20 protein-coding genes are annotated in these 26,930 nt (G+C 42.4%); 10 read left to right on the plus strand and 10 right to left on the minus strand.

Annotated features, from left to right (window positions below):
- Positions 1 to 57: 57 nt before the first annotated feature.
- The gene (locus GFH32_RS09530; protein ID WP_194285634.1) at positions 58 to 1,899 is read left to right on the plus strand and encodes a carbon starvation CstA family protein; all 1,842 of its coding nucleotides are present in this window, start codon (positions 58 to 60) and stop codon (positions 1,897 to 1,899) included.
- A gap of 18 nt (positions 1,900 to 1,917) precedes the next feature.
- Positions 1,918 to 2,307 carry a DUF1398 domain-containing protein gene (locus tag GFH32_RS09535; RefSeq protein ID WP_153511392.1) on the plus strand — a complete coding sequence of 130 codons (390 nt, stop codon included), beginning with the start codon at positions 1,918 to 1,920 and terminating at the stop codon, positions 2,305 to 2,307.
- Between the two features lie 433 nt (positions 2,308 to 2,740).
- On the opposite strand, the gene katG is transcribed toward GFH32_RS09535, so the two are convergent.
- From katG to GFH32_RS09580, 9 genes are all read right to left on the minus strand, one after another.
- Positions 2,741 to 5,023 (minus strand): catalase/peroxidase HPI, encoded by a 2,283-nt coding sequence (gene katG / locus GFH32_RS09540; RefSeq protein WP_153511393.1) that lies wholly within the window; start codon positions 5,021 to 5,023, stop codon positions 2,741 to 2,743.
- A 263-nt stretch (positions 5,024 to 5,286) separates the two neighbouring features.
- Entirely contained in the window at positions 5,287 to 5,679 is a 393-nt protein-coding gene (locus GFH32_RS09545) for a barstar family protein (protein WP_153511394.1), read from the minus strand.
- Between the two features lie 55 nt (positions 5,680 to 5,734).
- Positions 5,735 to 6,130: a hypothetical protein gene (locus GFH32_RS09550; RefSeq protein WP_153511395.1), complete on the minus strand. Its 396-nt coding sequence runs from the start codon at positions 6,128 to 6,130 to the stop codon at positions 5,735 to 5,737.
- A gap of 5 nt (positions 6,131 to 6,135) precedes the next feature.
- Positions 6,136 to 6,876: a class I SAM-dependent methyltransferase gene (locus GFH32_RS09555; protein ID WP_153511396.1), complete on the minus strand. Its 741-nt coding sequence runs from the start codon at positions 6,874 to 6,876 to the stop codon at positions 6,136 to 6,138.
- Positions 6,867 to 7,601 (minus strand): DUF2071 domain-containing protein, encoded by a 735-nt coding sequence (locus GFH32_RS09560; protein WP_153511397.1) that lies wholly within the window; start codon positions 7,599 to 7,601, stop codon positions 6,867 to 6,869. Before GFH32_RS09560 ends, GFH32_RS09555 begins: the two co-directional genes overlap by 10 nt.
- The gene (locus GFH32_RS09565) at positions 7,598 to 7,981 is read right to left on the minus strand and encodes a DoxX-like family protein (protein ID WP_153511398.1); all 384 of its coding nucleotides are present in this window, start codon (positions 7,979 to 7,981) and stop codon (positions 7,598 to 7,600) included. The genes GFH32_RS09560 and GFH32_RS09565 overlap by 4 nt, the downstream gene beginning before the upstream one ends.
- A gap of 115 nt (positions 7,982 to 8,096) precedes the next feature.
- Positions 8,097 to 8,444 (minus strand): bleomycin resistance protein, encoded by a 348-nt coding sequence (locus GFH32_RS09570; protein ID WP_153511399.1) that lies wholly within the window; start codon positions 8,442 to 8,444, stop codon positions 8,097 to 8,099.
- A 208-nt stretch (positions 8,445 to 8,652) separates the two neighbouring features.
- Positions 8,653 to 9,303 carry a DUF4919 domain-containing protein gene (locus GFH32_RS09575; protein WP_160366857.1) on the minus strand — a complete coding sequence of 217 codons (651 nt, stop codon included), beginning with the start codon at positions 9,301 to 9,303 and terminating at the stop codon, positions 8,653 to 8,655.
- 180 nt (positions 9,304 to 9,483) lie between these two features.
- Positions 9,484 to 10,455 carry an alpha/beta hydrolase gene (locus tag GFH32_RS09580; protein WP_153511401.1) on the minus strand — a complete coding sequence of 324 codons (972 nt, stop codon included), beginning with the start codon at positions 10,453 to 10,455 and terminating at the stop codon, positions 9,484 to 9,486.
- Between the two features lie 419 nt (positions 10,456 to 10,874).
- Here GFH32_RS09580 and GFH32_RS09585 point away from each other — a divergent pair, with 419 nt between their 5' ends.
- From GFH32_RS09585 to GFH32_RS09605, 5 genes are all read left to right on the plus strand, one after another.
- Complete coding sequence (locus tag GFH32_RS09585; RefSeq protein ID WP_160366858.1) at positions 10,875 to 13,973, plus strand: SusC/RagA family TonB-linked outer membrane protein; 3,099 nt, start codon at positions 10,875 to 10,877, stop codon at positions 13,971 to 13,973.
- Between the two features lie 9 nt (positions 13,974 to 13,982).
- Positions 13,983 to 15,956 (plus strand): RagB/SusD family nutrient uptake outer membrane protein, encoded by a 1,974-nt coding sequence (locus GFH32_RS09590; RefSeq protein ID WP_153511403.1) that lies wholly within the window; start codon positions 13,983 to 13,985, stop codon positions 15,954 to 15,956.
- Positions 15,957 to 15,968: 12 nt separating this feature from the next.
- Positions 15,969 to 17,045: a DUF4855 domain-containing protein gene (locus tag GFH32_RS09595; protein WP_153511404.1), complete on the plus strand. Its 1,077-nt coding sequence runs from the start codon at positions 15,969 to 15,971 to the stop codon at positions 17,043 to 17,045.
- 92 nt (positions 17,046 to 17,137) lie between these two features.
- Positions 17,138 to 18,334 carry a n-acyl-d-glucosamine 2-epimerase gene (locus GFH32_RS09600; protein ID WP_153511405.1) on the plus strand — a complete coding sequence of 399 codons (1,197 nt, stop codon included), beginning with the start codon at positions 17,138 to 17,140 and terminating at the stop codon, positions 18,332 to 18,334.
- Position 18,335: 1 nt separating this feature from the next.
- Positions 18,336 to 19,571, plus strand: coding sequence for a sugar MFS transporter (locus GFH32_RS09605; protein WP_153511406.1), 1,236 nt, complete (start codon positions 18,336 to 18,338; stop codon positions 19,569 to 19,571).
- A 10-nt stretch (positions 19,572 to 19,581) separates the two neighbouring features.
- On the opposite strand, the gene GFH32_RS09610 is transcribed toward GFH32_RS09605, so the two are convergent.
- Positions 19,582 to 20,589, minus strand: a complete 1,008-nt coding sequence (locus GFH32_RS09610) for a LacI family DNA-binding transcriptional regulator (RefSeq protein ID WP_153511407.1) — start codon at positions 20,587 to 20,589, stop codon at positions 19,582 to 19,584.
- A 191-nt stretch (positions 20,590 to 20,780) separates the two neighbouring features.
- Here GFH32_RS09610 and GFH32_RS09615 point away from each other — a divergent pair, with 191 nt between their 5' ends.
- From GFH32_RS09615 to GFH32_RS09625, 3 genes are read left to right on the plus strand one after another with little or no spacing between them, the layout of a single operon-like run.
- Positions 20,781 to 23,786 carry a SusC/RagA family TonB-linked outer membrane protein gene (locus tag GFH32_RS09615; protein WP_153511408.1) on the plus strand — a complete coding sequence of 1,002 codons (3,006 nt, stop codon included), beginning with the start codon at positions 20,781 to 20,783 and terminating at the stop codon, positions 23,784 to 23,786.
- 11 nt (positions 23,787 to 23,797) lie between these two features.
- Positions 23,798 to 25,537, plus strand: a complete 1,740-nt coding sequence (locus GFH32_RS09620; RefSeq protein ID WP_153511409.1) for a RagB/SusD family nutrient uptake outer membrane protein — start codon at positions 23,798 to 23,800, stop codon at positions 25,535 to 25,537.
- Positions 25,538 to 25,579: 42 nt separating this feature from the next.
- Positions 25,580 to 26,923: a Gfo/Idh/MocA family protein gene (locus GFH32_RS09625; protein ID WP_153511410.1), complete on the plus strand. Its 1,344-nt coding sequence runs from the start codon at positions 25,580 to 25,582 to the stop codon at positions 26,921 to 26,923.
- Positions 26,924 to 26,930: the final 7 nt, after the last annotated feature.

Here is a 26,930-nt window from a genome sequence, read left to right on the forward strand (position 1 = left end):
GCAATTCCTAAACCGTTTGCTCTCCATTATTGTAATAGACCACCAAAAAGAAAACTTATGATTGACTTAAATGGGATTAATGCCTTAACATTAATCTTTGCCTCACTACTGATCTTTGCTATTGCCTATCGGTTCTACGGGCTCTTTCTAGCGAATAAGGTCCTTCGCTTAAATTCGAAAATTACAACCCCCGCAGTGGAATTTGCCGATGGCCAAGATTATGTAAAAACAGATCGAAAGGTATTGTTTGGACATCACTTCGCTGCGATTGCTGCTGCAGGTCCCTTAGTTGGTCCGGTGCTGGCAGCGCAATTTGGCTATCTACCAGGTGCCTTGTGGATCTTAATCGGATGTGTATTAGGGGGAGGTGTACATGATATGGTTGTTCTTTTTGCTTCCGTGAGACATAAAGGGGAAAGTCTAGCTACGATCGCATCTAAAGAAATTTCGAAACCCATTGGAACAATTGCTGGACTAGCGGTCTTATTTATTTTGATATTAACCCTAGCGGGACTCTCATTAGCCTGTATTTCGGCAATGCACGAAGCGCCATGGTCCTTGTTTACCATTATCTTAACCATGCCGATTGCCATTATAATGGGCTTGATCATGCGCTATAGAGAAGGTTCAGTAACCTTTGCCAGTATACTAGGCGGCGTATTGTTAATCGTAGGGATTATTGCAGGACATAATTTAATGGAGATGCCAGCCGTTGCCAATCTATTCAATTGGAGCATCGGAACGATCTCCATAGCGATTGCCGTTTATGGTTTCTTAGCTTCTGTTTTACCAATCTGGTTATTGCTTGTACCGCGCGATTACCTATCGACTTATTTGAAGATCGGAACGATTTTAATGTTAACGATTGGTATTATCTTCGTTGCGCCAACCATTCAAATGCCTGCATTAACCGAATTTATTCATGGTGGCGGACCAGTAATTGGTGGCCCTGTTTTACCTTTCATCTTTATCGTAATTGCCTGCGGTGCAATCTCTGGTTTCCATGCCATTATCGCTACAGGTACCACACCGAAAATGCTTGGTAATGAGCGCGAAATACTTTTTGTTGGCTATGGTGCTATGCTAGTTGAAGGCTTTGTTGCACTAATGGCTTTAATTGCCGCATGTACGTTAATGCCAGGCGATTATTTTGCCATTAATACTCCCGCTGCTGCATACGAGCAATTTCTTGCAATCCACCCGGAACTGCATGCCGTCGACCTACCACACTTTATCGAACGTATTGGTATCGATCTGCACGGACGTACCGGAGGTGCTGTATCACTCGCTGTAGGGATGGCGCATATATTTGACAAGGTGCCGTTTATGGATAATGTTATGGCCTATTGGTACAATTTCGCCATTATGTTTGAAGCCGTATTTATTTTAACAGCAATTGACGCTGGAACACGTGTTGGACGTTTCTTCTTGCAAGAGATGTTGGGATCCGTTATCCCGGCTTTCAAAGATAAAAACTGGTGGCCTGGCGTAATCCTATGTAGTGCTATTTTCACCTTCTCTTGGGGATATTTAGTGTACACTGGAAATGTGAGTAGTATCTGGCCATTGTTTGGTATTTCCAATCAGCTTCTAGCGGCCTGTGGATTAATTGTCTGTACAACAATGCTCATACGTATGAATAGAAAGAAATATGCGCTCTGTGCGGCTATTCCTGGAGTATTTATGGCAATCATCACTTTCTGGGCAGGTTATATCCAAGTAACGGATATTTACATCCCGAATGGTCAGTACTTATTAGCAAGTCTCGCTGGTATAGCCATGCTACTGATGGGTATTGTATTTATTGGTACCTTTATCCGTTGGTCACAGCTCTTTAGAATTAAGGAACTGAAGGTGGATATGTATAATGAGGAGGTTAAAGAACTCGTTGAAAGATAATCGAAAGAAGGTAATACGATGTTTACAGTACAGCAAATCGAGGAAGCGCATGCTCGTGTGAAAACAGGTGCTGATTTCCCTAAATATATTCAAGAGATTAAAGGTTTCGGTGTTTCAGCCTTTGAGTTTATCGTCAGCAATGGGGTAGAAGTATACCATGGCGTGGGCAGTTTTCAGGTGCAATCGCCAACGAAATACGAAACGCAGGATATTTCGCCTAGCGTCAATAAACAGCAATTTGCAAAAGAGCTGAAAGAACACCAAGAAGGGAAGTCTGATTTTCCATATTTCGTCAAAATGTGTGCTGAAAATGGCATCGCCTCCTGGAAGGTCGATCTCGAAAAATATACCTGTACCTATTTTGATAGCGAAGGAAAGAAACTACTTAGCGAAAATATTCCCGCTTAAAATGGTTTAAAGTATGTAAAGGAGGCAATGTAGAAATTGCCTCCTTTTTTTATGCAATGATGGCAAACGAAAGAACACATCTATTGCCGAAGTTTATATTGGGAAAAATAGGAAAAAACTTTTTTTTACATAGGCAAATTAAGCCTATACTATGGGAATGCTTCGAGACTGCTTCGGGAAAAAGCCGTCAGCTGCAAAAGGATTGTGATCGAATATTCAAAGGATGAATTTACAATTCGAAGGTTACAGTCAAGGAATTGACAGGCTATGTCAACAGAAGAAAAGTGGTTATCAAGCTTTTCGTAATGATGTGATATAGGGGTAGGACGAAGGGGTAAAAATGGATATACTGGTCAAAAGAAAAGCCCTTATTAGACGATGCTAATAAGGGCTTCTTGTCTTACTCGTGAAAGCCTAAGGCTTCCCGATGGTTTTATTTTTTAACGTCAAAGCGATCGGCATTCATAACTTTATGCCATGCTGCTACGAAGTCTTTAACGAACTTTTCATTGGCATCAGCTGCTGCATAGATTTCCGCAACGGCTCTCAATTCAGAGTTTGCGCCGAATAATAGGTCAGCACGCGTACCTGTCCATTTTGTAGCACCAGTCTTGCGATCTTTACCTTGGTAAAGTTCTTTATCTGGAGAGACAGCTTCCCATGCGGTATTCATATCCAATAGATTCACTAAGAAATCATTAGTTAATTGACCCGGTCTGTCGGTAAATACACCGTGTTTCGAGCCATCAAAGTTCGTGTCTAATACACGCATACCTGATAAGAGTACTACTAATTCGGGAGGTGTCAAGGTCAATAGCTGTGCTTTGTCAACCAATAATTCCTCTGTAGAAACGGTATATCTTGCTTTCTTATAGTTACGGAATCCGTCAGCAATTGGCTCTAAGTAAGCTACTGACTCGATATCTGTTTGCTCTTGTGTTGCATCCATACGTCCTGGAGTAAATGGTACCGATACTTGAACGCCCGCTTTTTTCGCTGCTTCAATTACACCTGTCGCACCTGCCAAGACAATAAGATCTGCTAGCGATACTCGCTTACCATCTGCCTGACCGTTGTTGAATGAGGATTGAATGCCTTCAAGGGTATGCAATACTTTTTGTAATTGTGCTGGATTATTAACAGCCCAGTCTTTTTGAGGCGCTAGGCGAATACGTGCACCGTTTGCACCACCACGTTTATCGGATCCACGGAATGTTGACGCCGATGCCCATGCAGTAGATACCATTTCGGCAATCGTTAATCCCGAGTTTAGGATGTTCGCTTTCAATGCTGCTACATCATCGGCATTCACTAATGGATGGTTTAGTGCAGGAATAGGGTCTTGCCAGATTAAATCTTCGGCAGGAACCTCAGGACCTAAATAGCGGGATTTAGGACCCATATCACGATGCGTTAATTTAAACCAAGCGCGTGAGAAGGCGTCTGCAAATAAATCAGGATTCTCATAGAAACGGCGAGATATTTTCTCGAACTCCGGATCTACACGTAGAGTAATATCTGTTGTCAACATCGTTGGACGTTGTTTTTTGTTCGGGTCAAACGCATGCGGAACGATATCGCCTGCATCTTTAGCAACCCATTGATGCGCGCCCGCAGGGCTTTTCGTCAATTCCCATTCGTAGCTAAATAGGTTTTCAAAGAAGTTGTTGCTCCATTGTGTTGGCGTCGTTGTCCAAGTTACTTCTAATCCAGACGTGATCGCATCAGCACCAACGCCTGATTTAAAGCTGCTCTTCCAGCCTAAGCCTTGCATTTCTAAGTCTGCAGCCTCTGGTTCTTTACCTACGTTGTCGGCAGGACCAGCACCGTGTGTCTTCCCGAATGTATGTCCACCCGCGATTAAGGCTACAGTTTCTTCATCGTCCATCGCCATACGACCAAAAGTATCGCGTATATCTTTTGCCGCCGCTAATGGATCAGGATTACCATCAGGACCTTCCGGGTTGACATAGATTAATCCCATTTGCACTGCCGCTAGTGGGTTTTCTAAATTTCTAGAATGGATCTTGCCATCGGCATTATCATCCGCCGATAATACACCATGTTTCTCTGCTACACCTTCAGAACCTTGTGCATAGCGAACATCGCCACCTAGCCATGTTTTCTCAGATCCCCAGTATACATCTAATTCTGGTTCAAATACGTCCTCACGGCCACCGGCAAATCCAAATGTTTTGAATCCCATGGATTCTAAGGCTACATTTCCGGTTAGGATCATTAAATCCGCCCAGGATATTTTCTTACCATATTTTTGTTTGATCGGCCATAATAAGCGACGCGCTTTATCTAAGCTAACATTATCAGGCCAGCTATTTAGTGGGGCAAAGCGTTGTTGTCCCGCACCAGCTCCACCACGACCATCGCCTACACGGTAGGTTCCGGCACTGTGCCATGCCATGCGGATAAATAAAGGACCGTAGTGTCCAAAATCCGCAGGCCACCAGTCCTGAGAATCAGTCATTAAAGCATGCAGATCTTTCTTTACCCCCGCTAGGTCTAAACTCTTAAATTCTTTCGCATAGTTAAAGTCCGCATCCATAGGATTGGATACATTCGCATTTTGACGTAGAAGTTCGATTTTTAAACGATTTGGCCACCATTCTTGGTTAGAGGTTCCATCACCTGCAACCTTGATTTTGTTCATACTGCCATTGTGAAATGGGCATTTACTGATGTCATTTGATCCGTTTTCCATGTGTGTAATTTTCTATTGAATGTTTTTATATAATATGTCTAATTGATCTATATCTAGGCGTATAAACAATGGTTGCGTACCTCTGTTTTAATCGCTTGACTAAAATTACCAAAAAGAAATTAAAGAATGATTATAGATTGAGGGAAAACTATAGAAAATACCTATTGAAACTTTAGATATATAATAGATGAAATCTATATGTTGTTATTTTCTTAAAAGATAAGGATAGATTGTTCCATTATATAGGTAAATAGCGCTAATGCTTAGGTTTTGACTAATTTGATATGGGGATGTTCGGCAATAATCTCTAAAATCATTTGCATATAGGTTTGTCCTTGGTTATGTTTGAGCTCTAGTATTTTCTCATGTAAGAGTTTTGAGTTAAAGATCTCAGGATGTTGGAGTTTTTCCTTATAAAACTTTATGGTAAACGTTTTGCCGAAGCACCTTTCGTTTTCGGCAAAATTCTTCCATTCCAACCGAATGGGTTCCGAGCCTTTGATAATTCCGACACCGCCGTACAAGATATCGCTGAGGGCATCTAAGCTTTCGCCAATTTCCCAATCTTCATTGGCCATTAATACCCGATTGATTTCTTCAAACAAGGATTGCTTATCGTGAATTAGAAATCCGTTTAAAATAATTTCCTTTTCCATGGTAGAATTTACAAAATAAATCCGACCTGTCGTGAGAATTTGTTACGGTTTGTGGCTAAAATAAGGCAATTACTGAAAATATATAGGTTAAGTAAAGCCAGAGAATAGCAAATAAAATATGGATAATCGTTTCTTTTCGTTTACCTCGCCATAGGCTAGGAGAGTAGACAAAGAATTGGAATAGCAGTCGTAAAAACCAGAATATTGCTAGTCCTAGGCAGATACGGTTTCCGAGCGGGCTATAGATAAGATCGGCCGTTGAAGATAGGCAGAGTATGCCCAGCAGCAAAAGTACCAAGGCTAAGAAAAAAGTATGAACCTCCAACATTTGCCGATTGATTAACGCTATAGGTTGCAGGTCTTTCTTCCAACCAAAGTAACGAGGAAAGAAGGCATGAATACAGGCTAAGATGATGCAGAGGATTCCAATCAGTTTGATATGTAATTCCATGTAGATTATTTCTTTAGACTATAGCTGATGATGAAAGGATTGATTTTTCGATGGGCAACGATTCTTAATCCCGCTTCCTTAAATATACGACGCCAGCAGCCATCGCTGTAAAAATGGAAAAAACCAATTTGGAAGGCAAGGAAATTATTCAAGTCGCGAAGATGTTCCGTGATCATGATGCTCCCATCCGTAGTCAATGTACAGGCAAGCTCCTTTAGAAATAAGACTCTTTCCTGCGGATCACGAATTTCATGGGCGGCGAAGATGCAGCAAATCAAATCGAATGTTTCGGTCTTAAAGGGTAAGTCACTGCTGTTGACACTAATCGTGTCAGCTGGCGCAGGGTATCGCTTTCGAGCGCGTTTTATAGATACCTCGGTATGTTTTTTTGGATCGTAGAAGTCTGCTGCATAAACTACGGCATCGGGGAATTTGCGACGTAGTAATTCGCTTGTTTCATCAAATCCGGCATTTACGTTTAATATTTTTGTTGCAGCCAAGTTTTGGATCCAATTTAACTGGTATAAATCGGAGTAATCATAAATATAGTAGGAGATGAGGAGGGAACTCAGGATGCTGAAGCTGGCGAGTCCAAGTCCTAGAAAGGCAATCCTTTGGAGGTCTTCGCTGAAATAGGGAAGGATCATCAGGACGACGATAAAGAGCAGGATGGCCAGCACATAGAAATGCCAATTAAAGCGCAATATATTGCTAACGCCTTGAAAGCGACTTCTCTTTATTTCCATTGTTCGACCTTTCCTTTCTTCCAATGGTAGGGTATATTGTATATAGCAAATGCGTTTGCTAGTTTATAGAAGCTTAATCCGAGTGTGTCTAAGAAGTTAAAATTGAAGGATTCTACATCTACGGGTTTTGGAACCCAATCTTCGCGAAGGCCTTCGATGATGAGTACCTTTTTGCTGTCTGCATCATAGGTAAAGGTAAAAGGCAGCGGACCAGCAAATCGTCGAGCTTCCTTCCAATCTTGAAAGACCGATCCCTCGGGTAATGCTACCTCGTCAGCAGTTTTACGGATCTTGACTTGAAACTGCGATTTACTGGAGGAAATCGTTTCGCTGCTCGTGGTGCTTTGCTGCTGTATATCCGTTGTTGTATACCGATATTCGGTAAACAAGTTGCCAAAGAACGTCATCCTGCGACTATCAGTTTCTGATTTCAGAATGTATAGCCCCCGCAGGCGCTTCCCTTGCGCATTGGTATAGCGCACGAAGACTCGATAGCCAACTAGAAAGAAGTCGCTTCCCATTATTTTTGGAAATCCCTTTGGGCGTAGATTTTTGGTTTGCACCATTGCCACGGCAATAAATGCCCATTGATCCTGATGGGTATCTAAGCTTAAGCAGGGCGGAATTAGCGCGGCTACTTCTTCTTTAGGTACCGCAAAGGTCAATACAAGGGAACGCTCAAAGAATGCTTCCACAGCGAAAGGATGTTCTTTTAAGCGATTCATAAGTTTTTCGGTTTTAACTTAAACTCATTATAATAGATTAAGGTCATAAAGGCGAAGGCAAAGACGATATTGAAATGCCCCCATAGTAAGAGATCCGATGCTAGGGAGAATTCGATGATGTTCATGCTGCCAATCACAAGGATTTGCAATATGGCACATAGCTTGGATCGCCATCGGCTGAGTATCCAGACCACCATGACAAGCTCCGACATTCCAATCAAAATAGTAAGTGGGCGGCCATAGGAATCACCGAGAATGCGTTCTACAATCTCTTGATGCCGAGGGGTAAGGTTTAGTATTTTGCAGAACAGACCGTTAAGCAACCAGATTAGGGCTATGAAGTATTGAATGAAGCGGTAGGTAGTTCCTGCTTTCGTCATATATATTCGCTCTTCTATTATAGGATAAGCGATTATTCAATGCTGCATATAGCATCCCTTCGCTTTTCCAATTCGAATATAAGATTTTACGTTTATGTAGCAGCGTTTTGTTTGCTTAATTGCCTCCAAAAGTAATTAAGTTGCTGTCGGGATCGAGAATAGAAAACTCCTTTCCCCAGGGTTTTTGCTGTAATGGCGCATTAGGGTGAATAGCCACTTTATTGTTAATGTATTCGGCATAAAGACCGTCAATATCATTGGTACGGATATAGATCATTCCGTAGTTCTCTTTGGGATTGAGGGCTTTAAATTCGAACAAATGCAGCTCAATCTGATCTTTGCTCAGCATCAGGTAACCATCGTAGACAGCGCCAAGTTGACGGAAACCAAGTTGGTTGCTGTAGAAAGCTTTACTAATTGCGATATCGCGCGAAGGAATTTTTGGATGGATGTTAGTCAGCATAGATTTGTGGTTAAATAGTTAAGTAAGGTAATAACAATATTTTGTTGATTTAGTTTGGATCACTGCCGGTTAAAATAATGCCGCTTTTGCAGTTGCTAAAGCGGCGAATACTACTTACGGGATTTTGATATTGGCGACTTCAACGCATTCATTATTCAAAAAGGAAATTCTAAAATGCTTAACATTGTCGTATAATTTACAGGTGTGACTACATCTTTAACTTTTTATAGCCTTCAAAGACCTTGGAGACATCAAAATAGAATGTTCTTTTCGTTCCGTCTTCCATTACGACGTCCAATTGATCGCATAAACCGCCTTCTGTTACTAAACTTTGCTTTTCTTTGTTGGCTTTGAGGATATGTAAAACAAAATACTCTTCGGACACTTGAATCACTTTCCATCCAGTTGCACAGGATCTTCCATCACCACTGGTGATGATCGACTGAAAAAGCCCCAATTGTATGTTTAGATATTTTTCAAAATTATCTTTATCGTCCTGATCCTGATAGCAATGCCTTAATATTTTGTGTGCATCTAGACTGGTGTAATCAAAACTGAGAATTTGTTTGGCAAGCTTCATTGCTTCCTGATAATTCTCATTGTGATATTCCTGATACATTTCTGTTTTAAGTTGATTTTGCAAGACAATTTGTTTGGTTGCTAGGATAAATTGCTCACTTTCGATAAAAGAAAATCGGAAGTCCTGGTAATCGATATCTGTATCGCCTGCTTCTAACTTGGTGACATACTCACTGTACTTATCCTGAAAGTTCGGGATCGTAATTTTTGTGCTGTCTTGCGCATTGGCGATTAGCAGTTGTACCGCAATAAAGAGGGTGAGGATTAATTTCATTTTCATAATCATATGGGTTTATATGCTTATGATGATAAAAACTTGCGAATTCCATAAGTGTAGGAGCTTCGACTCTTCCTTAAATGCCGAAATTCTCTTTTGAAAATAAAAAACCAGTATTTCAATAAACCTTTAGGGGAATAACTGAGATACCGGTTTTCTAAATTGAAATTGAACTGCTATTTCTTATTTAAAGAGCGCATCTTTCAATCCTAATGCTGCTTGCTGCGTAGCGAACTGCACAGCTGCAATATGATTAAGCGGATTTAAGAGGCCGTAATCATGTATAAATCCATTGAACGTCTGAATGCAGGTTGATACACCTGCCTCATCGAGTTTTCGAGCGTAAGCTAGTCCTTCATCGAATAAGATATCATTCTCCGCCAAATGAACGAGAGCTGGCGGTAGCCCTCTGAGTTTATCAAGTGGCGCATTGAACGGCGTCGCATAGTATTCTTTTCTTTTTTCTACATCTGGCAGGTAATTATCCCACATCCATTTCATCATATTTGCTGTCAGAAAACGACCGTCAGCATATTCTTTCCAAGAGTCTCGATTGAAATTCGCGTCCGTTACTGGCCATAACAACAGCTGAAACTTTATCTCAGGACCTTTCTTATCCTTTGCCATCAGACAGGTTACCGCCGTCATATTGCCTCCAACACTATTGCCAGCAATTGCTAGGTTCTTGCCATCCACACCAATTTCTTCTCCATTTGCGGCGACCCACTCTGTAGCTGTATAAATCTCTTCAATTGCTGTAGGATATTTTACCTCCGGAGAGCGCGAATAATCTACAAAGACAGCTGCTGCACCTGAATGTACAACGAGATCACGAACTAAACGTTTATGGGTAGGGTAGTCGCCAAGTATCCAACCGCCCCCATGAATAAAGATAAATACGGGTAAGACTTCCGCTTCTTTATTTTCTGGTTTAATCAATATACATTTTACCTCGTGGCCATTTTTATTAATCTCGAAGGTTTTCTCAGTTATACCGGAAACATCAACTTTCACCGATTGCTGGGCACCCTCTAACACCTTGCGTGCCTCTTCGGCTTGCATTTCTTCCATAGGTTTGCCATCGCCGCTATTAAGCTCCTTTAAAAATGCCTGGATCTCTTTAATAATTTTAGGGTCGTTTTCTGCTTTGATCATATCAAATTGCTATTTCACTGTGTTTAATAATAATTAATGTTTTACTTATTACGAGTGTTAACTCATGTAAACTTATTTTATGATTAAACACATAAAACCTCAGTTTGTTGGACGTAGGAATTTTATAATGTGTAATTCGCTGTATGTCAAGCATATTATGTCGATGGAAATGTTACGTTTGCTATAGCTTTGATTTTCAACAAGAAAGGTTTTATTAATGGCTATATATTAAAATATATTTTTAATCTATTACTATTTATTAAAATTAATCATAAGTTTAGAATAGATTATCTATTAATCTTTATAAACATCAACCAAATTATCAAAGATTCAAATCTAATTGAGTCGATTTAACTAATTAACAAAAAAACTAAATTATGTGTTACTACTCTAATTCTAAGTATTGGATAGCGGATCGCATGAAGGTACTTATCTCGTTAGGCGTTATCAGCCTGGCTACTTTTCATCCATCCCAAGCCATGCCCTTGAATCGATCCGTACTGGAAGTCCAACAGCTTGTCAGTGGTCGTGTATTGAACGAAAAAGGTACTCCACTGGAGGGAGTCAGCGTTTCCCTAGTTTCTGGAGGTGCCTCTGTATCTACAGATGCACGAGGATCGTACGCCATTGCTGCTGGCGGACAGGGACAATTACGTTTTTCATTTGTGGGCTACAAAGATCAAACGGTGGAAATATCCGGCCGTACAACCGTCGATGTTGTGTTAGCAGAGGATATCTCTGCGCTAGATGAGCTGGTGGTCGTGGGTATGGGTAAACAGAAAAAGGCTAGCGTTATTGGTGCGATTTCTACCGTGAAGATGGAAGATCTGCAAGTTCCTTCGCGTTCATTAACGAATGCATTAGCGGGAAAGATGGCCGGTGCTGTTGTTGTACAACGCTCCGGCGAATTAGGCCGTGATAACGGGGGTATTTGGATTCGCGGAATCTCTACGTTTAGTGCGAATCGCTCGCCACTTATATTGGTTGATGGTGTGGAGCGTGATATGCAGGATATATCCGTAGAGGAGATTGAATCGGTTTCCATTCTAAAGGATGCTTCGGCGACGGCAGTGTATGGTGTACGTGCCGCCAATGGTGTTGTTATCGTTACTACGCGTCGTGGAAAGGTACAAAAGCCTGCTATTGATTTCGTGGCAGAAACTGGTGCGTCGGATCTTCCGAACCTTCCTAAATTTATTGATGGTGCCGACTACGCCATGCTTTACAATGAGGCCTTAGGTCGTGAAAACTATTCGCCCGAATATATTGAAAACGTGCGCAATGGCTCCGATCCCTATCTATATCCTAATGTCAATTGGTATAATGAAATCTATAAAAAGTACTCTAGAAACAGCCAAGCGAATTTAAGTATTCGTGGTGGGGGTGAAGTAGCGCGCTATTTTGTTGGTTTTGGTTATATCAATGAGGCGGGAAACTACAAGGATAATCCGGATAACCAATATAAATCAAACATGAAGCTTGAGCGTTATAATTTTCGTTCAAATGTCGATATATCACTAACCAAAACTACAGAGATTGGTCTGGAAGTCAGTGGTAGTTTAACAGATCTTCATACGCCTGGAGTTGGTGGTCAAATCTACTCAGCAACCTATACGCCAGCGCAAACACTCTTTTATTGGACATCCCTAGCAACGCCAATTTCAAATCCTGTTCGTTTGCCTATTGGACACGATCTGGAAGGTAATGAAATCTGGGGCTGGGGCGCACCAACGCAAGTTGGAGAATACAATCCAGTAGAGCGTTTGATGGGATCGGGATACAATACGGAATTCCGAAATCAGTTTATGAGTCAGATTTCCGTAAATCAGAAGCTCGATCAGCTACTTCCGGGACTTAGTTTCCGCTTTGCGTTCTCTTTTGATGCATACAATCAGACAGAGATACAAAGACGTAAGTTTTCGCCAACATGGGGAATTCAAGGAAGAGACGATACAACAGGCGATCTTATTATCAAAGAAGTAACGCAAGGGCAGCAAACATTAGACTACTCAAGAAATCTGGTGACTAATCGTGCTAAGGAGCTCAAAGGGCAGTTTAACTACAACAAATCCTTTGGCGTAAACAATGTGACCGCTATGTTGATGTACTATCAGCGCGATTATATTGATGGGAATGCGGGAAGTTCAATCCTTGCGCTACCATACCGTCGTCAAGGTATTGCTCTTCGTACAACCTATGATTATAATGGACGCTACTTCGCCGAGTTTAATGTCGGTTATAATGGCTCGGAAAACTTCCCGAAAGAGAAACGCTTTGGTTGGTTCCCTGCTGTCGCTGCCGGCGTAATTCTATCCAATGAAAGCTATTGGGAGAATCTGCGTAGCACGATTAACCTGTTTAAGATCCGTGGATCTGTGGGTATGGTTGGTTCAGAAGCACTTCCTAATGGCAATCGCTATGGTTATCTTTCTGTATATGGCAATGGCTTAGGCGGCTATACCTTTGGCGAAACAGGGGTCGGTTATGCTGGCACGGGCGAAGACCGTATTGGAGTGACGAACCTGACTTGGGAGAAAGGACTAAAACAGAACATTGGTTTGGAATTAGGCTTTTGGAATGACCTCGTTAAGTTTGAAGCCGATTATTTCTATGAGAAAAGAACGGATATCTTATTGCAAAGAGCATCACTTCCGGTATTCTCAGGCTTCAATTCAGCGCCATTTGCGAATATGGGACGTATGATTAACCGGGGGGTCGATGGAACGTTAGAAGTCAATAAACGTCTTACAAATGGTGGATTTAGAGTATACGGTAACTTCACCTATGCGAAGGATAAAATCTTAGAGCAAGATGAGGCACAGAAAAACTACGCCTATCGTATGCGTACTGGACATAAATATGGCCAACAGTTTGGGCTTGTTGCATTAGGTCTATTTGGAAGTGAGGAGGAAATTGCTAACAGCCCGACACAGACATTCGGGGTGGTAAGACCTGGCGACGTGAAATTCCAAGATACTAATGGTGACGGTCAAATTACTATTGATGATGAAACAGCGATCGGTTATTCTACTTTGCCAGAAGTTAACTACGGCTTCGGATTCCAAGTAGATTACAAGGGCTTTGACTTGGGGATGTTCTTCCGTGGACAATCTCGTGTGTCGTATGCTTTAGGCGGTTCTTATATTCCTTTTAATCAAGGAGTAGGTAAGGGAAACATCTTTGCTGAAGCATTAGATCGCTGGACAGAAGATAATCCGAATCCTAACGCACTTTACCCACGTATCTTCAATGGTACCTCGGCCAATAACTGGCAGGCATCCACTAGAACACTATATGATGGAAGTTTCCTTCGTCTCTCAGAAGTTGAACTCGGCTATACTTTCAGAGCCGCTTGGTTAGACCGCGTGAAGATGAAGAAAATGCGCTTGTATGTGTTAGCTCATAACCTGGCAACATTCTCTCCATGGAAACTTTGGGATCCAGAGACAGGGTCGAATCAAGGAATGAACTATCCACTACAACGTAAATTCAATTTTGGACTTAGAGCCTCTTTTTAACCAAAGATTATGAAAAAGATAACTATAGCAACGCTTGTTGCGCCGATATTAATGCTTACCGGATGTGCTGACTTCCTGGAGAAGCAACCCGATGATATGAAAACCGATGCGATGATTTGGAGTACACGCGCAGAGACCGAGAAGTTTCTGTACAATGTATATTCGCAGATACCTTCCCAAAACCTCCATCAGGATGACCCTTGGTTAGGAGTATCCGATGAAGTCGATCTAACGTGGAATGTCTACAACACTTATAACATCAACTTAGGGAACTGGACTACTGTTTCCGGATTCTACCTAAAATGGCCAAATTGGTATAAAGCTATTCGTGCTTCTTATGTCTTTGAGCAGAATGTCGATATGAATCCTCAACTAAGTGAGGACTTGAAGAAGCAATACAAAGCGGAGGTTAAATTCCTCAGAGGCTACTATTACTGGTTATTGTTAAGACAATATGGTCCGGTGGTATTAATCGATAAACTGGCACCACTTGATGAGCCGTGGCGCGATTACAAGCGTTCTCCATACGATGCCTGTGTGAACTATATTGTAACCTGTTTAGATGAGGCATACAATGATTTACCGATGCACTATCAAAGTGATAAACAATGGTTAGGCAAGCCAACGAAGTTTGCTGCAAAAGCGGTTAAAGCAGACGTATTGCTGATGGCAGCCAGTCCGCAATGGAATGGTAATCCACTGTATGCAGACTTTAAAAATGAAGATGGTACGCCATTGACATCGCAGACCTATGATGCGAATAAATGGAAACGTGCTGCAGATGCTGCAAATGAGGTCATCCAACTGGCTGAAAGTACGCCAGCAGCCAATGTTCGCTTGTATAAGAATAATGAAAATGGCGACGGTGCTGTCTTCAATCCCTACAAATCTGTTCGCGATATACATATCAAAAAATGGAATTGTGAAATCATCTGGGGTAAGGCTGGCTTAGATGTGAATGCGTGGGAAATACATACTTCGCCTGGTCCTAACAACTTAGGTGGTGTTGGCCCGACGCAACGTGCCGTTGATGCCTTCTTTATGAAAAATGGAAAAACAATAGAAGATGCTACTTCCGGCTATAGTGAAGATGGTTTCTCGACTACTGGAGGTGAAAAATGGAACACAACAAACTTGGATGTCACCGCCGATCGGACCAAGATGATAGAACTAATCCGCACAGGTGATAACTGGGGACACTGGCCTGGCGACTGGAATATGTTTGCCGATAGAGAGCCGCGCTTCTATGCTTCGGTACTCTATAACAAACGAGTGATTCCGCAATTACCTGCTGATGTGGTTAAACGTGATTACTATTCAACAAATAATAATACCGTAAAGCAAGCGAATGGCTACGGACGCGTAGAGTTCTACTTTGGTGGCACCTCTAGACAATCCGGATCCTATACATTTTATCCACAAACAGGCTATTTAGTATTGAAGAACGTAGATCCGCTAAGTAATTTGAGAGATCGTCAATATGTCAGCAGTGGAAGGCATCAAACCTTTATCCGTTATGCAACGATCTTATTGAATTATATTGAATCTTTAAATGAATTTAATCCGGCAGATCCGAATATTCAGAAATATTGGGATATGATTCGTGAACGCGCAGGTATTCCATCTATTTACGCTGTTTATCCAGAGATTAGAGGCAATAAAGAAAGACAACGTCAGTATATTATTCAGGAGCGACAAGTGGAGTTAGCATTCGAAGGAGACCGTTACTTCACTACCCGACGTCGTTTGCTATCGAATACACCAGACGATGGTAACCCTCGTCGTAAAGCAGGTGATGGCGGTAAATTCTATGGATTGGATGTGTATGCTGGTACCGCAGCAACAAATAGCTTTGCAACCAGAGAATTCTATCGTGTAGTGCCTTTTGAAACTCGCGTATTCAGTAATAAAATGAATCTATTCCCTATCCCACAATCAGAGATTGATAAAGCGCCGTTAGTGGTTCAAAATCCTGGTTGGTAATCTAAATCTATTATGAAATATATCTTAATTATCATCTGTTTATTTTTGGGGCTTTCATCCCATGCCCAAGAGAAGTTTAACAAAACCGACATCGTAGACCTCGCTCTCATCTATCATGGTGGCGTTCATCGAGCGCAGTATAAATGGGATCGCGAACTCTTTGAACCCTATGTATCCTATACAAATAAGGATAACAAGCAGAAGTGGTTGTATGATGGATTTCTTTTCCTTGAGTTCAAAGACGGTAAGGGGCGCAATTATGCCCCGGGATACGATAAACTCAACGCGCGTAAAGTCGAGTGGAACTGGTTGTTGGATCGCCATTTTGAGAAAACAACAGCATTCCATGCTTTAAACGATTTGATTAGCGATAAGAAAAAAGAAATCGGATCACCAAGCTTTAAGAAGCATAAGGTCGTGATGGGATTACCATCAGCTATTCACAAACAGACTGATTGGGGCGAACTGAATGGTAAGGCTTTAGACTTCAATGTGAAGGAAGACCGACTGTCAGCGATAAAATGGTATATCGATGCTTTTATGACACGCTTTAAGAACGAGAAGTTTAAAAACCTTGAGTTTACAGGTTTCTATTGGGTAGATGAGGATGATCGCGATGGAAAAGGTATTACCAACGAAGTTGGCGACTATGTACGTTCGAAAGGCTTAAAGTTCTATTGGATTCCATACTGGAATGCATCTGGAAATACCAAATGGAAAGAGATGGGCTTCGACTTCGCTTGGCAACAACCAAACCACTTCTTCAATGCGAAGATCCCAGATTCGCGATTACAAGAAGCTTGTGATTTAGCAAGTGGTGCAAAGATGGGGATGGAAATGGAGTTCGATGAATCGGCATTAGCAGGTGCAAAGGATAGCAAACGCAATCGCTTTATCGCCTATGTGGATGCATTCAAAAGAAACGGAGTATTTGATGTCTCTTCCATTGCGTACTACCAAGGAAGTGCAGCATTCTATAAACTTATTAAATCAACAGATCCTCGTGATCATGAATTGTACCATATGCTTGCCGATTTAATTGCCAAGCGCAAAGAAAAGAAAGAATACAAACGCTTAATCGCGAAATAGTATTGATTTGTTTTGTTGTTATCAGCATCCCTAGCCTTAGGGATGCTTTTAACGATTCTGCCTAAACTTAAACTTACAACCAACAACAAACAATGACAATAGAAAATTTTAAAGCGTATGCGGAGCAGTATAAACAGAATTTGCTCGATGATGTCGTACCATTCTGGTTGAATAACTCCCAGGACTTAGCCTATGGTGGATACTTTACCTGCTTAGATCGCGACGGCAATGTATTCGACACGGATAAGTTTATCTGGTTGCAATGCCGACAAGTATGGTGCTTTGCCATGTTATACAATGAAGTAGAGCAAAAAGAAGAATGGTTAAAATGTGCAATTCAAGGTGCTGAATTCCTGTTGAAGAACGGAATGGATCCCCAAGGGAATTGGTACTTCTCCTTAACACAAGAAGGAAAGCCTCTGGTGCAACCCTATAATATCTTTTCTGACTGCTTTGCCTGCATGGCATTTGGACAGCTTTTTAAAGCCACGCAAGACCAGCAATATGCAGAACTCGCGCTACGTACATTTCAAAATATATTAAAGCGTAAAGACAACGCCAAAGGACAATACAATAAACTGATTGCAGGTGTTCGAGACCTGCAAGGATTCTCCTTACCGATGATTCTTTCGAACCTCGTCTTGGAAGTCGAGCATCTGCTCGATAAAACCCTCGTACAAGAGACTATTGCTAATACAACAGATACCATCTTAAACCGCTTCTATAAAAAGGATTTGGATATTATCCTCGAGAACGTAGGTATAGAAGGAGAGTTTGTAGACTGCTTTGAGGGGCGATTAGTGAACCCCGGACACGGACTCGAAGCCATGTGGTTTCTCATGGATATTGGCGTCAGAAACAACAATCAACAGCTCATTGACCAAGCTAAGGATATCTCCTTGTCTTTACTTTCCTACGGATGGGATGATACTTACGGTGGAATTTTCTATTTTAGAGATATCAATGATAAACCTCCCTTACAATTAGAATGGGATCAGAAACTTTGGTGGGTACATATGGAAACCCTGGTATGCTTATTAAAAGGCTATTTACATACCGGCGATGAGCGTTGTTGGGAATGGTTTGAGAAAGTACATGCCTACACATGGCAACACTTTGCAGACCCAGCACACGGCGAATGGTTTGGCTACTTAAATAGGGCAGGAGAACCCCTATTAACATTGAAGGGTGGCAAATGGAAAGGCTGCTTCCATGTACCAAGGGGATTATATCAATGTTGGAAAACCCTAGAGCAGCTGATTGATAAACAGGAAAAAACAAACAATTAACATGGCAAACTTCTCGATAGAAAGCGTGCAGGTCGATCCTGTAGAGGAACAGTCAGACGTAAACTATACGCCTGCCTTAATCACCATGGCGGTATTGTACTTTATGATGGGTTTTATTACCTGCTTAAACGATACCTTGGTTCCTTTTTTCAAAAGTGGATTCGAACTTAATTATGCTCAATCTTCTCTCGTACAATTCTATTTTTTCCTAACCTACGGTCTGATGTCGATTCCTGCCGGAAGGCTCGTCGGTAAGATTGGTTATAAAAATGGCATCGTCTTAGGCTTTGCGATTGCGGCTATTGGGGCGGCCCTATTTTTTCCAGCTTCCCTGCTTCACCAATATAGCTTATTCCTCATGGCACTCTTTGTTCTAGCTATTGGTATTGTATTGCTGCAGGTTGCCGCAAATCCTTATATTACGGCGCTAGGCTCACCAAAGACCGCATCGGCAAGACTTAGCCTCATTCAGGGAATGGGATCCATAGGAACGACGATAGCGCCTATTTTTGGCGCATTCTTTATTCTCGCTAATCTCGAACAAAGCGCCGATTCCAGTGAAGCTGTTGTATGGCCGTATATGGGGATAGGTGCTACTTTACTACTGATCGCTTTCATTGTTTCCAGATTAAAACTACCGAGAATAAAAACACAGGAAGCCAATAGCAGAACAGCAAGTACTTCCATCTGGAAGCATAGAAACCTGCGCTTCGGTATTATTGCACTTTTTTGCTACGTAGGCGCCGAAGTAGCAATTGGAACCTTCCTAACCAATTATATTGGCGATGTATTAGACATATCCGAGAAATCAGCGAATATCTATGTTTCTATTTATTGGGGTAGCATGTTTGTCGGAAGAATTCTAGGTGCTGTCTTATTGAAATACCTGTCAGCAGCCAAGGTGCTGATGTCTGTTGCACTATTGGCGATCGCTTTAATCGCAATCTCACTCTTAGGCGATGGCGTCGTTTCAGCCTACAGTATGGTCGCTGTTGGCTTCTGCAATTCAATTATGTTTGCGATTATCTTTTCCCTTTCTGTTCAAGGTCTAGGAAACCAAACTACACAGGCTTCTGGACTGTTATCATCGGCTATTGTTGGCGGTTCTATCATCCCGTATCTTCAAGGACTAGCTATTGATAACTTCAACTGGACTGTGGCATTTCTATTACCAATAGCCTGTTATCTTTTTATTGTGTATTATGGTTTCAATGGCTATAAGACAAAATTAGACTAGCATTATTGTCCTAGTGCGTAATGATCTCCGTTTCTAGAACGATATTTTCAAAATGATAAACCGGATAACGACTCTCGATGAGTTGAATTAATTTCTCTGTGGCGGCTCTGCCCATCTCAAAGGCGGGCTGCCGTACACAGGTAAAGTCAGGCTGCAACATGTTTAAGCTATCCGAGTTAGAAAAGCCCGCAATGGCAGGATGCTGTGCTACGGGCTGCAATTGATGATATGCTTGAATGCAACCCATACTTAGACGATCACTCGCCACAAAAATCGCATCGACTTTCTGATCTAAGTTCGCATAATACGCCACCGCATCTTCTATCTCTTCTTGTAAACGGCCACCATGATGACAGTATCGCACTAGGGAGTCGGTATAGGGTAACTGATTATCTCTAAGGGCATCTTTAAATCCTTCCAATCGCTCTGCGGTTATCGATAGATGCGGAGCATTCGCAAGATGCACAATATGCCGAAATCCCTTATCAATTAATGATTGTGTCGCTTTGCGAGCACCTTCACGATTATTGACCGTAACAGTATGCGTCTCAAACTCATTGATTATCCGATCGAAAAATACAAAGGGTAACCCACGTCCATGTAAATCAACAATATGAGAGAAATCGGTCGTCTCCGCAGACATCGAAATCAGCAGCCCATCCACCGAGCGATTCGCTAAATGCTGTATATTCATCACCTCCCGCTCATAGGCATCGTGGCTCTGCGAGATAATGACGTGATATCCCTTGGCATACGCAACAGACTCAATACCATTGATCGCCTGCGAGAAAAAACTATTCGCAACTTCACATACAACAACCCCAATGGAATAGCTACGCCCATGACGTAAACTCGAGGCTATAGGATTTCTTTTATACTTATGCTCTTCTGCGTAATCCAGAATACGCTTTTTCGTAAGTTCATTAATTTCATAACTGTCGCTTAATGCTCGGGAGACGGTGGAAGGAGAAATTGCTAAAGCACGAGCAATGTCTTTAATCGTAATCGGCTTATACATAATTTTCTTGGTTGATTATTCTAATATACTGAAAATTAAGACAAGTAGCGTTTCTTTTGCAATCGTTGCCGGTATCGATTGCGTAGATTTAGTCCGTCAACAGAACCAACATCTTAACCACGATTGCTTAAATTATATCACTGGAAAGAATTACCACCAAGGTATAGCCAGATAACCGATATAAATTTATTATGAGAAACAAACCTATTAACTTTAGAGGAGTGCCCATCGTTATTTTGTTCATGATGATCGGCTTTTTTTCCTTCGCGCAAGAGCGGCTTATCCGCGGTAAGATTTTAGATACCGAAGGCAATCCCCTCGAAGGTGTCAGCATTAAACTCAAAGATATTGCTGGAGCGGGTACTTTGTCTGCCAAAGATGGAACCTTCCAATTGCAACTCAGCGCTGCCGCAAAAACACTCCTCATCAGCAATGTAGGATACAACGCCAAACAAGTACATATAGGACCCTCCGACAATAATATATCCATTCGGCTAGAATCAAATACCCAAGACTTTGAAGAAGTCGTAGTCGTGGGTTATGGTGCCATGAAGAAGCGCGACCTAACTGGTGCAGTCGCTTCGGTGAATGCTAAAGATCTCAATACCATCCCAGCAGGCAATCCACTGGAAGCACTACAAGGAAAAATAGCTGGTGTCGATATTGGTGCTGTTACTTCACCAGGTTCAGCACCCAGAATCCGAATCCGCGGAAACCGATCCCTCAATGCCAGTAACGAACCTCTCTATGTGGTAGACGGTATTCCGAGAAATTCCATTGATGATATTCCTGTAAACGATATCGAATCAATGGAAGTACTAAAAGATGCCGCATCAACTGCAATCTATGGTAGTCGTGGTGCAAACGGTGTCGTCCTCGTATCCACCCGACGCGCAAAAGCAAATACCCCAACTTCAGTCTCCTACAATACCTATGTCGGGATGAACAAAGCCCGCTTTCCAAAGATGATGACAGGGGATGAGTATGTGCAATTTCGCAGAGATGTATTTCGTGCTAGCCATAATAACGGATGGGCATCCGGCGAACCGAGAAATGAAGATGTCTTCGCAGCAAAAGAACTCGCCATAGTCAATAGTGGACAATTCGTCGACTGGCAAGATCTCATGTACAGAAAGCAAAGTATGAATCAAGAGCATAATATCAGTATTGCCCATGGTTCCGAGAAAACACAGATGGTCATCTTTGCCGGTTACCGTGATGAAGAAGGTTATTATAAGACGAATGATTTCAAGCGTTACAACCTGAGCGTAAACCTAGATCATCGGATTAGTGATGCCTTGAAAATTGGTTTATCGTCCCGCTTGTCTAACAGCGACAGAAACCTATTTTGGGCACCCGATGTGAATATGCTGTATATGAACCCCACAGCAACCCCATATGATGAACAGGGCAATATGATTTGGAATCCCTCTGTACAACAAACTGCCGCTTGGAATATCTTAGCCAATTATCAGGAACCTTATATTAACAACGATAATTGGGTAAAGAGTTTCAATGTGCTCTATGCGGAATACAGTTTCTTTGATGGCTTTAAACTCAGATCCAATTTCGGACTTGATTTGGCACAGCAAAAGCGCCGCGAATATTATGGCTCCATGACCACTCTGCGCTATGGTCGCCCGGATTATGCGCGCAAAGCCGAAGAAGCGAGAACTGGTATCTTATGGGATAATATCCTGAGTTATGATAAGAAGTTTAATAAGCATAGCGTCAATGGAACCTTTGTTGTCAGCTATCAACAACAGAAAACTAATGGCTTCTTTGCTTCCGGCGAGGGATTCCCAGGTGAAGAGCTCGAAGACTGGAACCTGAACTCTGCAACACAGAATCTGTTAATGGGCTCCGATTATGAGAAATGGACACTAGGCTCTTTACTCGGACGCTTTCAATATGGCTATGACAGTAAGTATCTCTTGAACTTCTCCTTCCGTGCAGACGGTTCTTCTGTCTTGGCGGATGGCAATAAATGGGGCTATTTCCCTGCGGTTTCCGCAGCATGGGTGATCGATCAAGAGGAATTCTTTGAATCGAAAACTATCAATGCTTTAAAGCTTAGAGCAAGTTACGGTGTCGTAGGTAATTCCGCTATCGCGCCGTATTCTACATTGGCGAATACCATGCAAGCAACCTACAACTTCGGCGAGAAAACATATTTCGGCTATAAGCTCGGCGGATTAGTCAATAAGCAACTCGGATGGGAGTATTCTGGAACTTATAACTTCGGTTTAGATTTCGGACTCTTATCAAATCGCATATCAGGAACCTTTGAATTCTATAAAACTGCAACAACAGACTTATTGATGAAGCGAAGCCTGCCTGATTTCTCAGGCTCCGAAAGCCCTGGCTCGAACGGCATCGGTTCTTCGCCGGCAAGTGTCTTCCAAAACATAGGAAGCACAAGCAATACTGGATTTGAGGCCATGATCACCTCTAATAACATCGTTTCGGATAAGTTTAGCTGGAGTACCACTTTTAACTTCTATACAAACAAAGAGAAGATCGTATCCTTATTAACCGATGAAGATATGGTCGGCAACAAATGGTTTATTGGCCAACCTATCGGCGTATACTATGATTATGATAAATTGGGAATTTGGCAAACCGAGGAAAAGGATGCCGCAGCAGGATTTCAACGGAAACCAGGTGATCCAAAACTAAGAGATGTCAACGCCGATGGTATTATTGATGCCGATCATGACCGCGTTGTATTGGGACAAACCTCTCCAAAATTTGGTGGTTTTATCCGCAATAGTTTTGGTTATAAGGGTTTCAACTTAGCCATCGCCTTGGAAGGTAAGTTTGGTCATATGGTCGAAAGTAGTATGCTTGGCGGAAACATCTTCTACGATGGTACTCGCTGGGCACCGCAAGCGCTTGCTGGCAACTACTGGACCCCAGACAATCCTGATGGCGAATACCCATATTTAAACCGTGCGGTAGAGCAACGCGCCAATCTATTTGGAATCCGAAAAGGCGGCTACATCAATGTACAGGAAATATCCCTAGGCTATGCCATCCAAGAAAAATTAGGGCCATTTAAAACGCTCAATATTTATGCGCGTGCTAGAAACCCATTCTATCTCTATAAACAGGATAAAGACCTCGATCCGCAGTCACCAAACTTTGACTATTCCGCGTATCGCGTATTCGTATTGGGTTTAAACATCAACTTATAATTCTGAAAGACATGAAAGCATTTAAATATATAGGTTCAAAAATCGCAATCTCTCTACTAATTCTGTCGGCATCTTCTTGCAGCGATCTGCTCGAAGAGGAACCCAAGGGGATGATTAATGAAACCTTCCTGGCAACAGAAAGCGGATTGAAAAACCTGGTGATCTCCCAGTATTTTCAATGTAGAAATATCGTAGAAGATCTGCGTTTTACAGGAGAGTACCCTTCTGATATTACCACTTACTCGGTCAATAGCGTCGATGCCATAGAAATAGGCTCTGGAAACACCAGTAACATGCCGACACTCGGTGCTTTCTCCTTATTCTGGAGACATTTGTATGCCGGTATCAACAATATGAACTTTGGTCTTGAAGCCTTGGAAACGTTAAGCTTTAATGGATCGGAAAGCATCAAAGGCGAGTTGTCTTTCTTTCGCGCTTGGTACAATTTACTTATTGTAGAAAGCTGGGGAGCAGGGGCGCATTATGCAGAGAAATCCACTAATACCATTCTGACTGATGGCAATCAGCAACCAGTCGAAGTATTCTATAAACGAATACTTTCCGACATCAACACTGCAATTGCCACGTTGCCACTCACATCGCCAGAGCGTGGACGAGTAACTAAGCCTGCGGCGGAAGCAATGAAAACCAAAATTCTACTCGCCCTTGCGGGTTATAACCAATCGACAATCACAGCTGCTGGCTACGATAGCAAAGACAAACTTTATACAGAGGTAAAGCAATTGGCCGATAATGTCATTACGAAATACCAGTATAGCCTCTTGCCGAAATTCGAAGATATCTTTAGTGTATACCAAGAGGGGAATGCAGAAACAATCTGGGCTGTTCAGTTCTCCGCTGAAGATAAATACAATACCAGTGATATGACGACCGGTGGTCATGGCTTACACCGCTATTGGGTAGGTAACTATAACCGTTCTGCTCGTACTGGACAAATTGTCCCAAGAACCTATGGCCACTCCATCTTCTACGGTCGCGAATATAGGCATGCTATGATGACGCGTTATTTCCTAAAGCTATTTAATCAGGCTGAAGATAGCCGCACCGAGGGAACCATTCAAACCGTATGGCGTGCCCTGTGGAGCGAAAGCTTGCAGAAGGAAAGTGATGTTGGTCTGCCAGTTAAAAATGGACAAGCAACAGACACCTTGCTTTTCAAACCTTTATATGATGTGGATGAGACAATGGCACAGGCTTTTGCAAAACGCGGCATCGCTGTCGACGGCCTAAATCATATTTATGATGCCGATGGTACGCCGAAGCCTGCTGCCAGAAGTTGGTATCATACCATGACGAAACATTTGGATCCTTCCAGAAAGGTACCCAAAGAAGAAGCATCCCATAAAGACGTGATTATGCTACGCTTGGGTGAGATTTATTTAAATGCTGCCGAAGCGGCTTTCAACCTCAATGATAAAACCGCCGCTGCAGATTATATCGATAGACTTCGCGTACGAGCGCGCAAAACTCCTGGAGCCCTAGCCGTAAAATCGGCCGATATCAGTCTTGACTTTCTACTGGATGAGCGCGCGCGTGAACTAGGAGGGGAGCTATACCGATGGTTTGATTTAAAGCGAACACATAAATTAGTAGAACGCAGCAAAGCGTATAATCCTGACGCCAAGGGCGTACTCGCTATACATGAATTGCGACCAGTGCCGCAATCCGAACTCGATAAAGTAACCAATAGAAACGACTTTGTACAAAACCCTGGATATCCTACAAAATAGGGTAAACAGCAGCAATAATTTTTAAGCACAAAACTTTTAATTATGGAAAACATGCATCAAAATTCTCGTAGAGAATTTATTAAAAAGGCCTCCTTGGGTGTCGTAGGACTCTCTACAATGGGCTTCAGCGCGAAGAGCTATGCTCGGATTATAGGCTCGAACGATCGCGTTCGTGTTGGTATTGTAGGCTTCTCCAATCGCTTTAAAGGATCGCTCTTTCCTTGTTTTATGGAACATGCCAAAGCCCAGAACTTTGAACTCGTCGCCGTATCCGATTTATGGAACCGACGTCGCGATGAAGCGTACGCCTTTGTGAAGCAGAAAGCTGGAATAGAGATCGGTAAGTATAGGAATAACGATGAGTTATTCCCGCGCAATGATGTCGATGCAGTAATTATTAGTACTGCGGACTTTCAACATGCACTGATTGCAGCTGATGCTGTACGTCATGGAATGGACGTATATGTCGAGAAGCCATTAGCGGAAACGCTAGAAGATGCCAAAATTGTACGCAAGGCAGTCGAAGAAACCGGTAAAATTCTACAGGTGGGATCGCAGCGGCGTAGTGCCCCGAACTATATTGCCGCCAATGAATTTATCCGTTCCGGGAAATTTGGCGATATCAAAATGGTTGATATGACATGGAATGTAAATCAACCCGGCCGCTGGCGATTACCACAGTTAACCAAAGAAATCAGACAACAAGACACCGACTGGAACCGCTTTCTAATGAATCGTCCGAAGGTCGATTGGAATCCACGCTATTACCTCGAATATCGCTTGTTCTGGCCTTATTCTTCTGGGATATTCGGACAATGGATGGCGCATCAGATTGATACAGTACACTGGTTTACCGGATTAAATCACCCTCGTAGTGTTGTCGCTAGTGGCGGTATCTACCAATGGAATGACGGACGTACAAATCCGGATACACTAACCGCGGTCATGGATTATGGTCCTGCCAACGATATGAACAAGGGTTTCCAAGTACTCTATTCTTCCCGCTTTACCAACTCGGCGGGTGATGTTAAGGAATTATACTTCTCCAATTCCGGATCTCTAAATCTGGATACCAACGAGGTAAATTCACTTGGCGGATTAACACAGAAAGCAGCAGCAGAAATGGGATTAAAAGAAAACCTACTGCAGCCATTTACTTTGCCGAATGCGACGCGTTTGGAAACTTCCGCCAACACCGGTGGGGATCCGATGACCTCATTACACATGTTAAACTGGATGGAATGTGTTCGAAATCGCAAGACGCCAAATGCAGATGTCGTTGCAGGTTATAATCATTCGGTGGCCAATATCATGGGCAGAACAGCGTATGAAACCGGAAAACGTGTAACGTTTGATGATGTAAAACAAGTAGTGGTCACCTCCTAAAATTTGC

The organism is Sphingobacteruim zhuxiongii, from assembly GCF_009557615.1.
Classification (GTDB): Bacteria; Bacteroidota; Bacteroidia; order Sphingobacteriales; family Sphingobacteriaceae; genus Sphingobacterium; species Sphingobacterium zhuxiongii.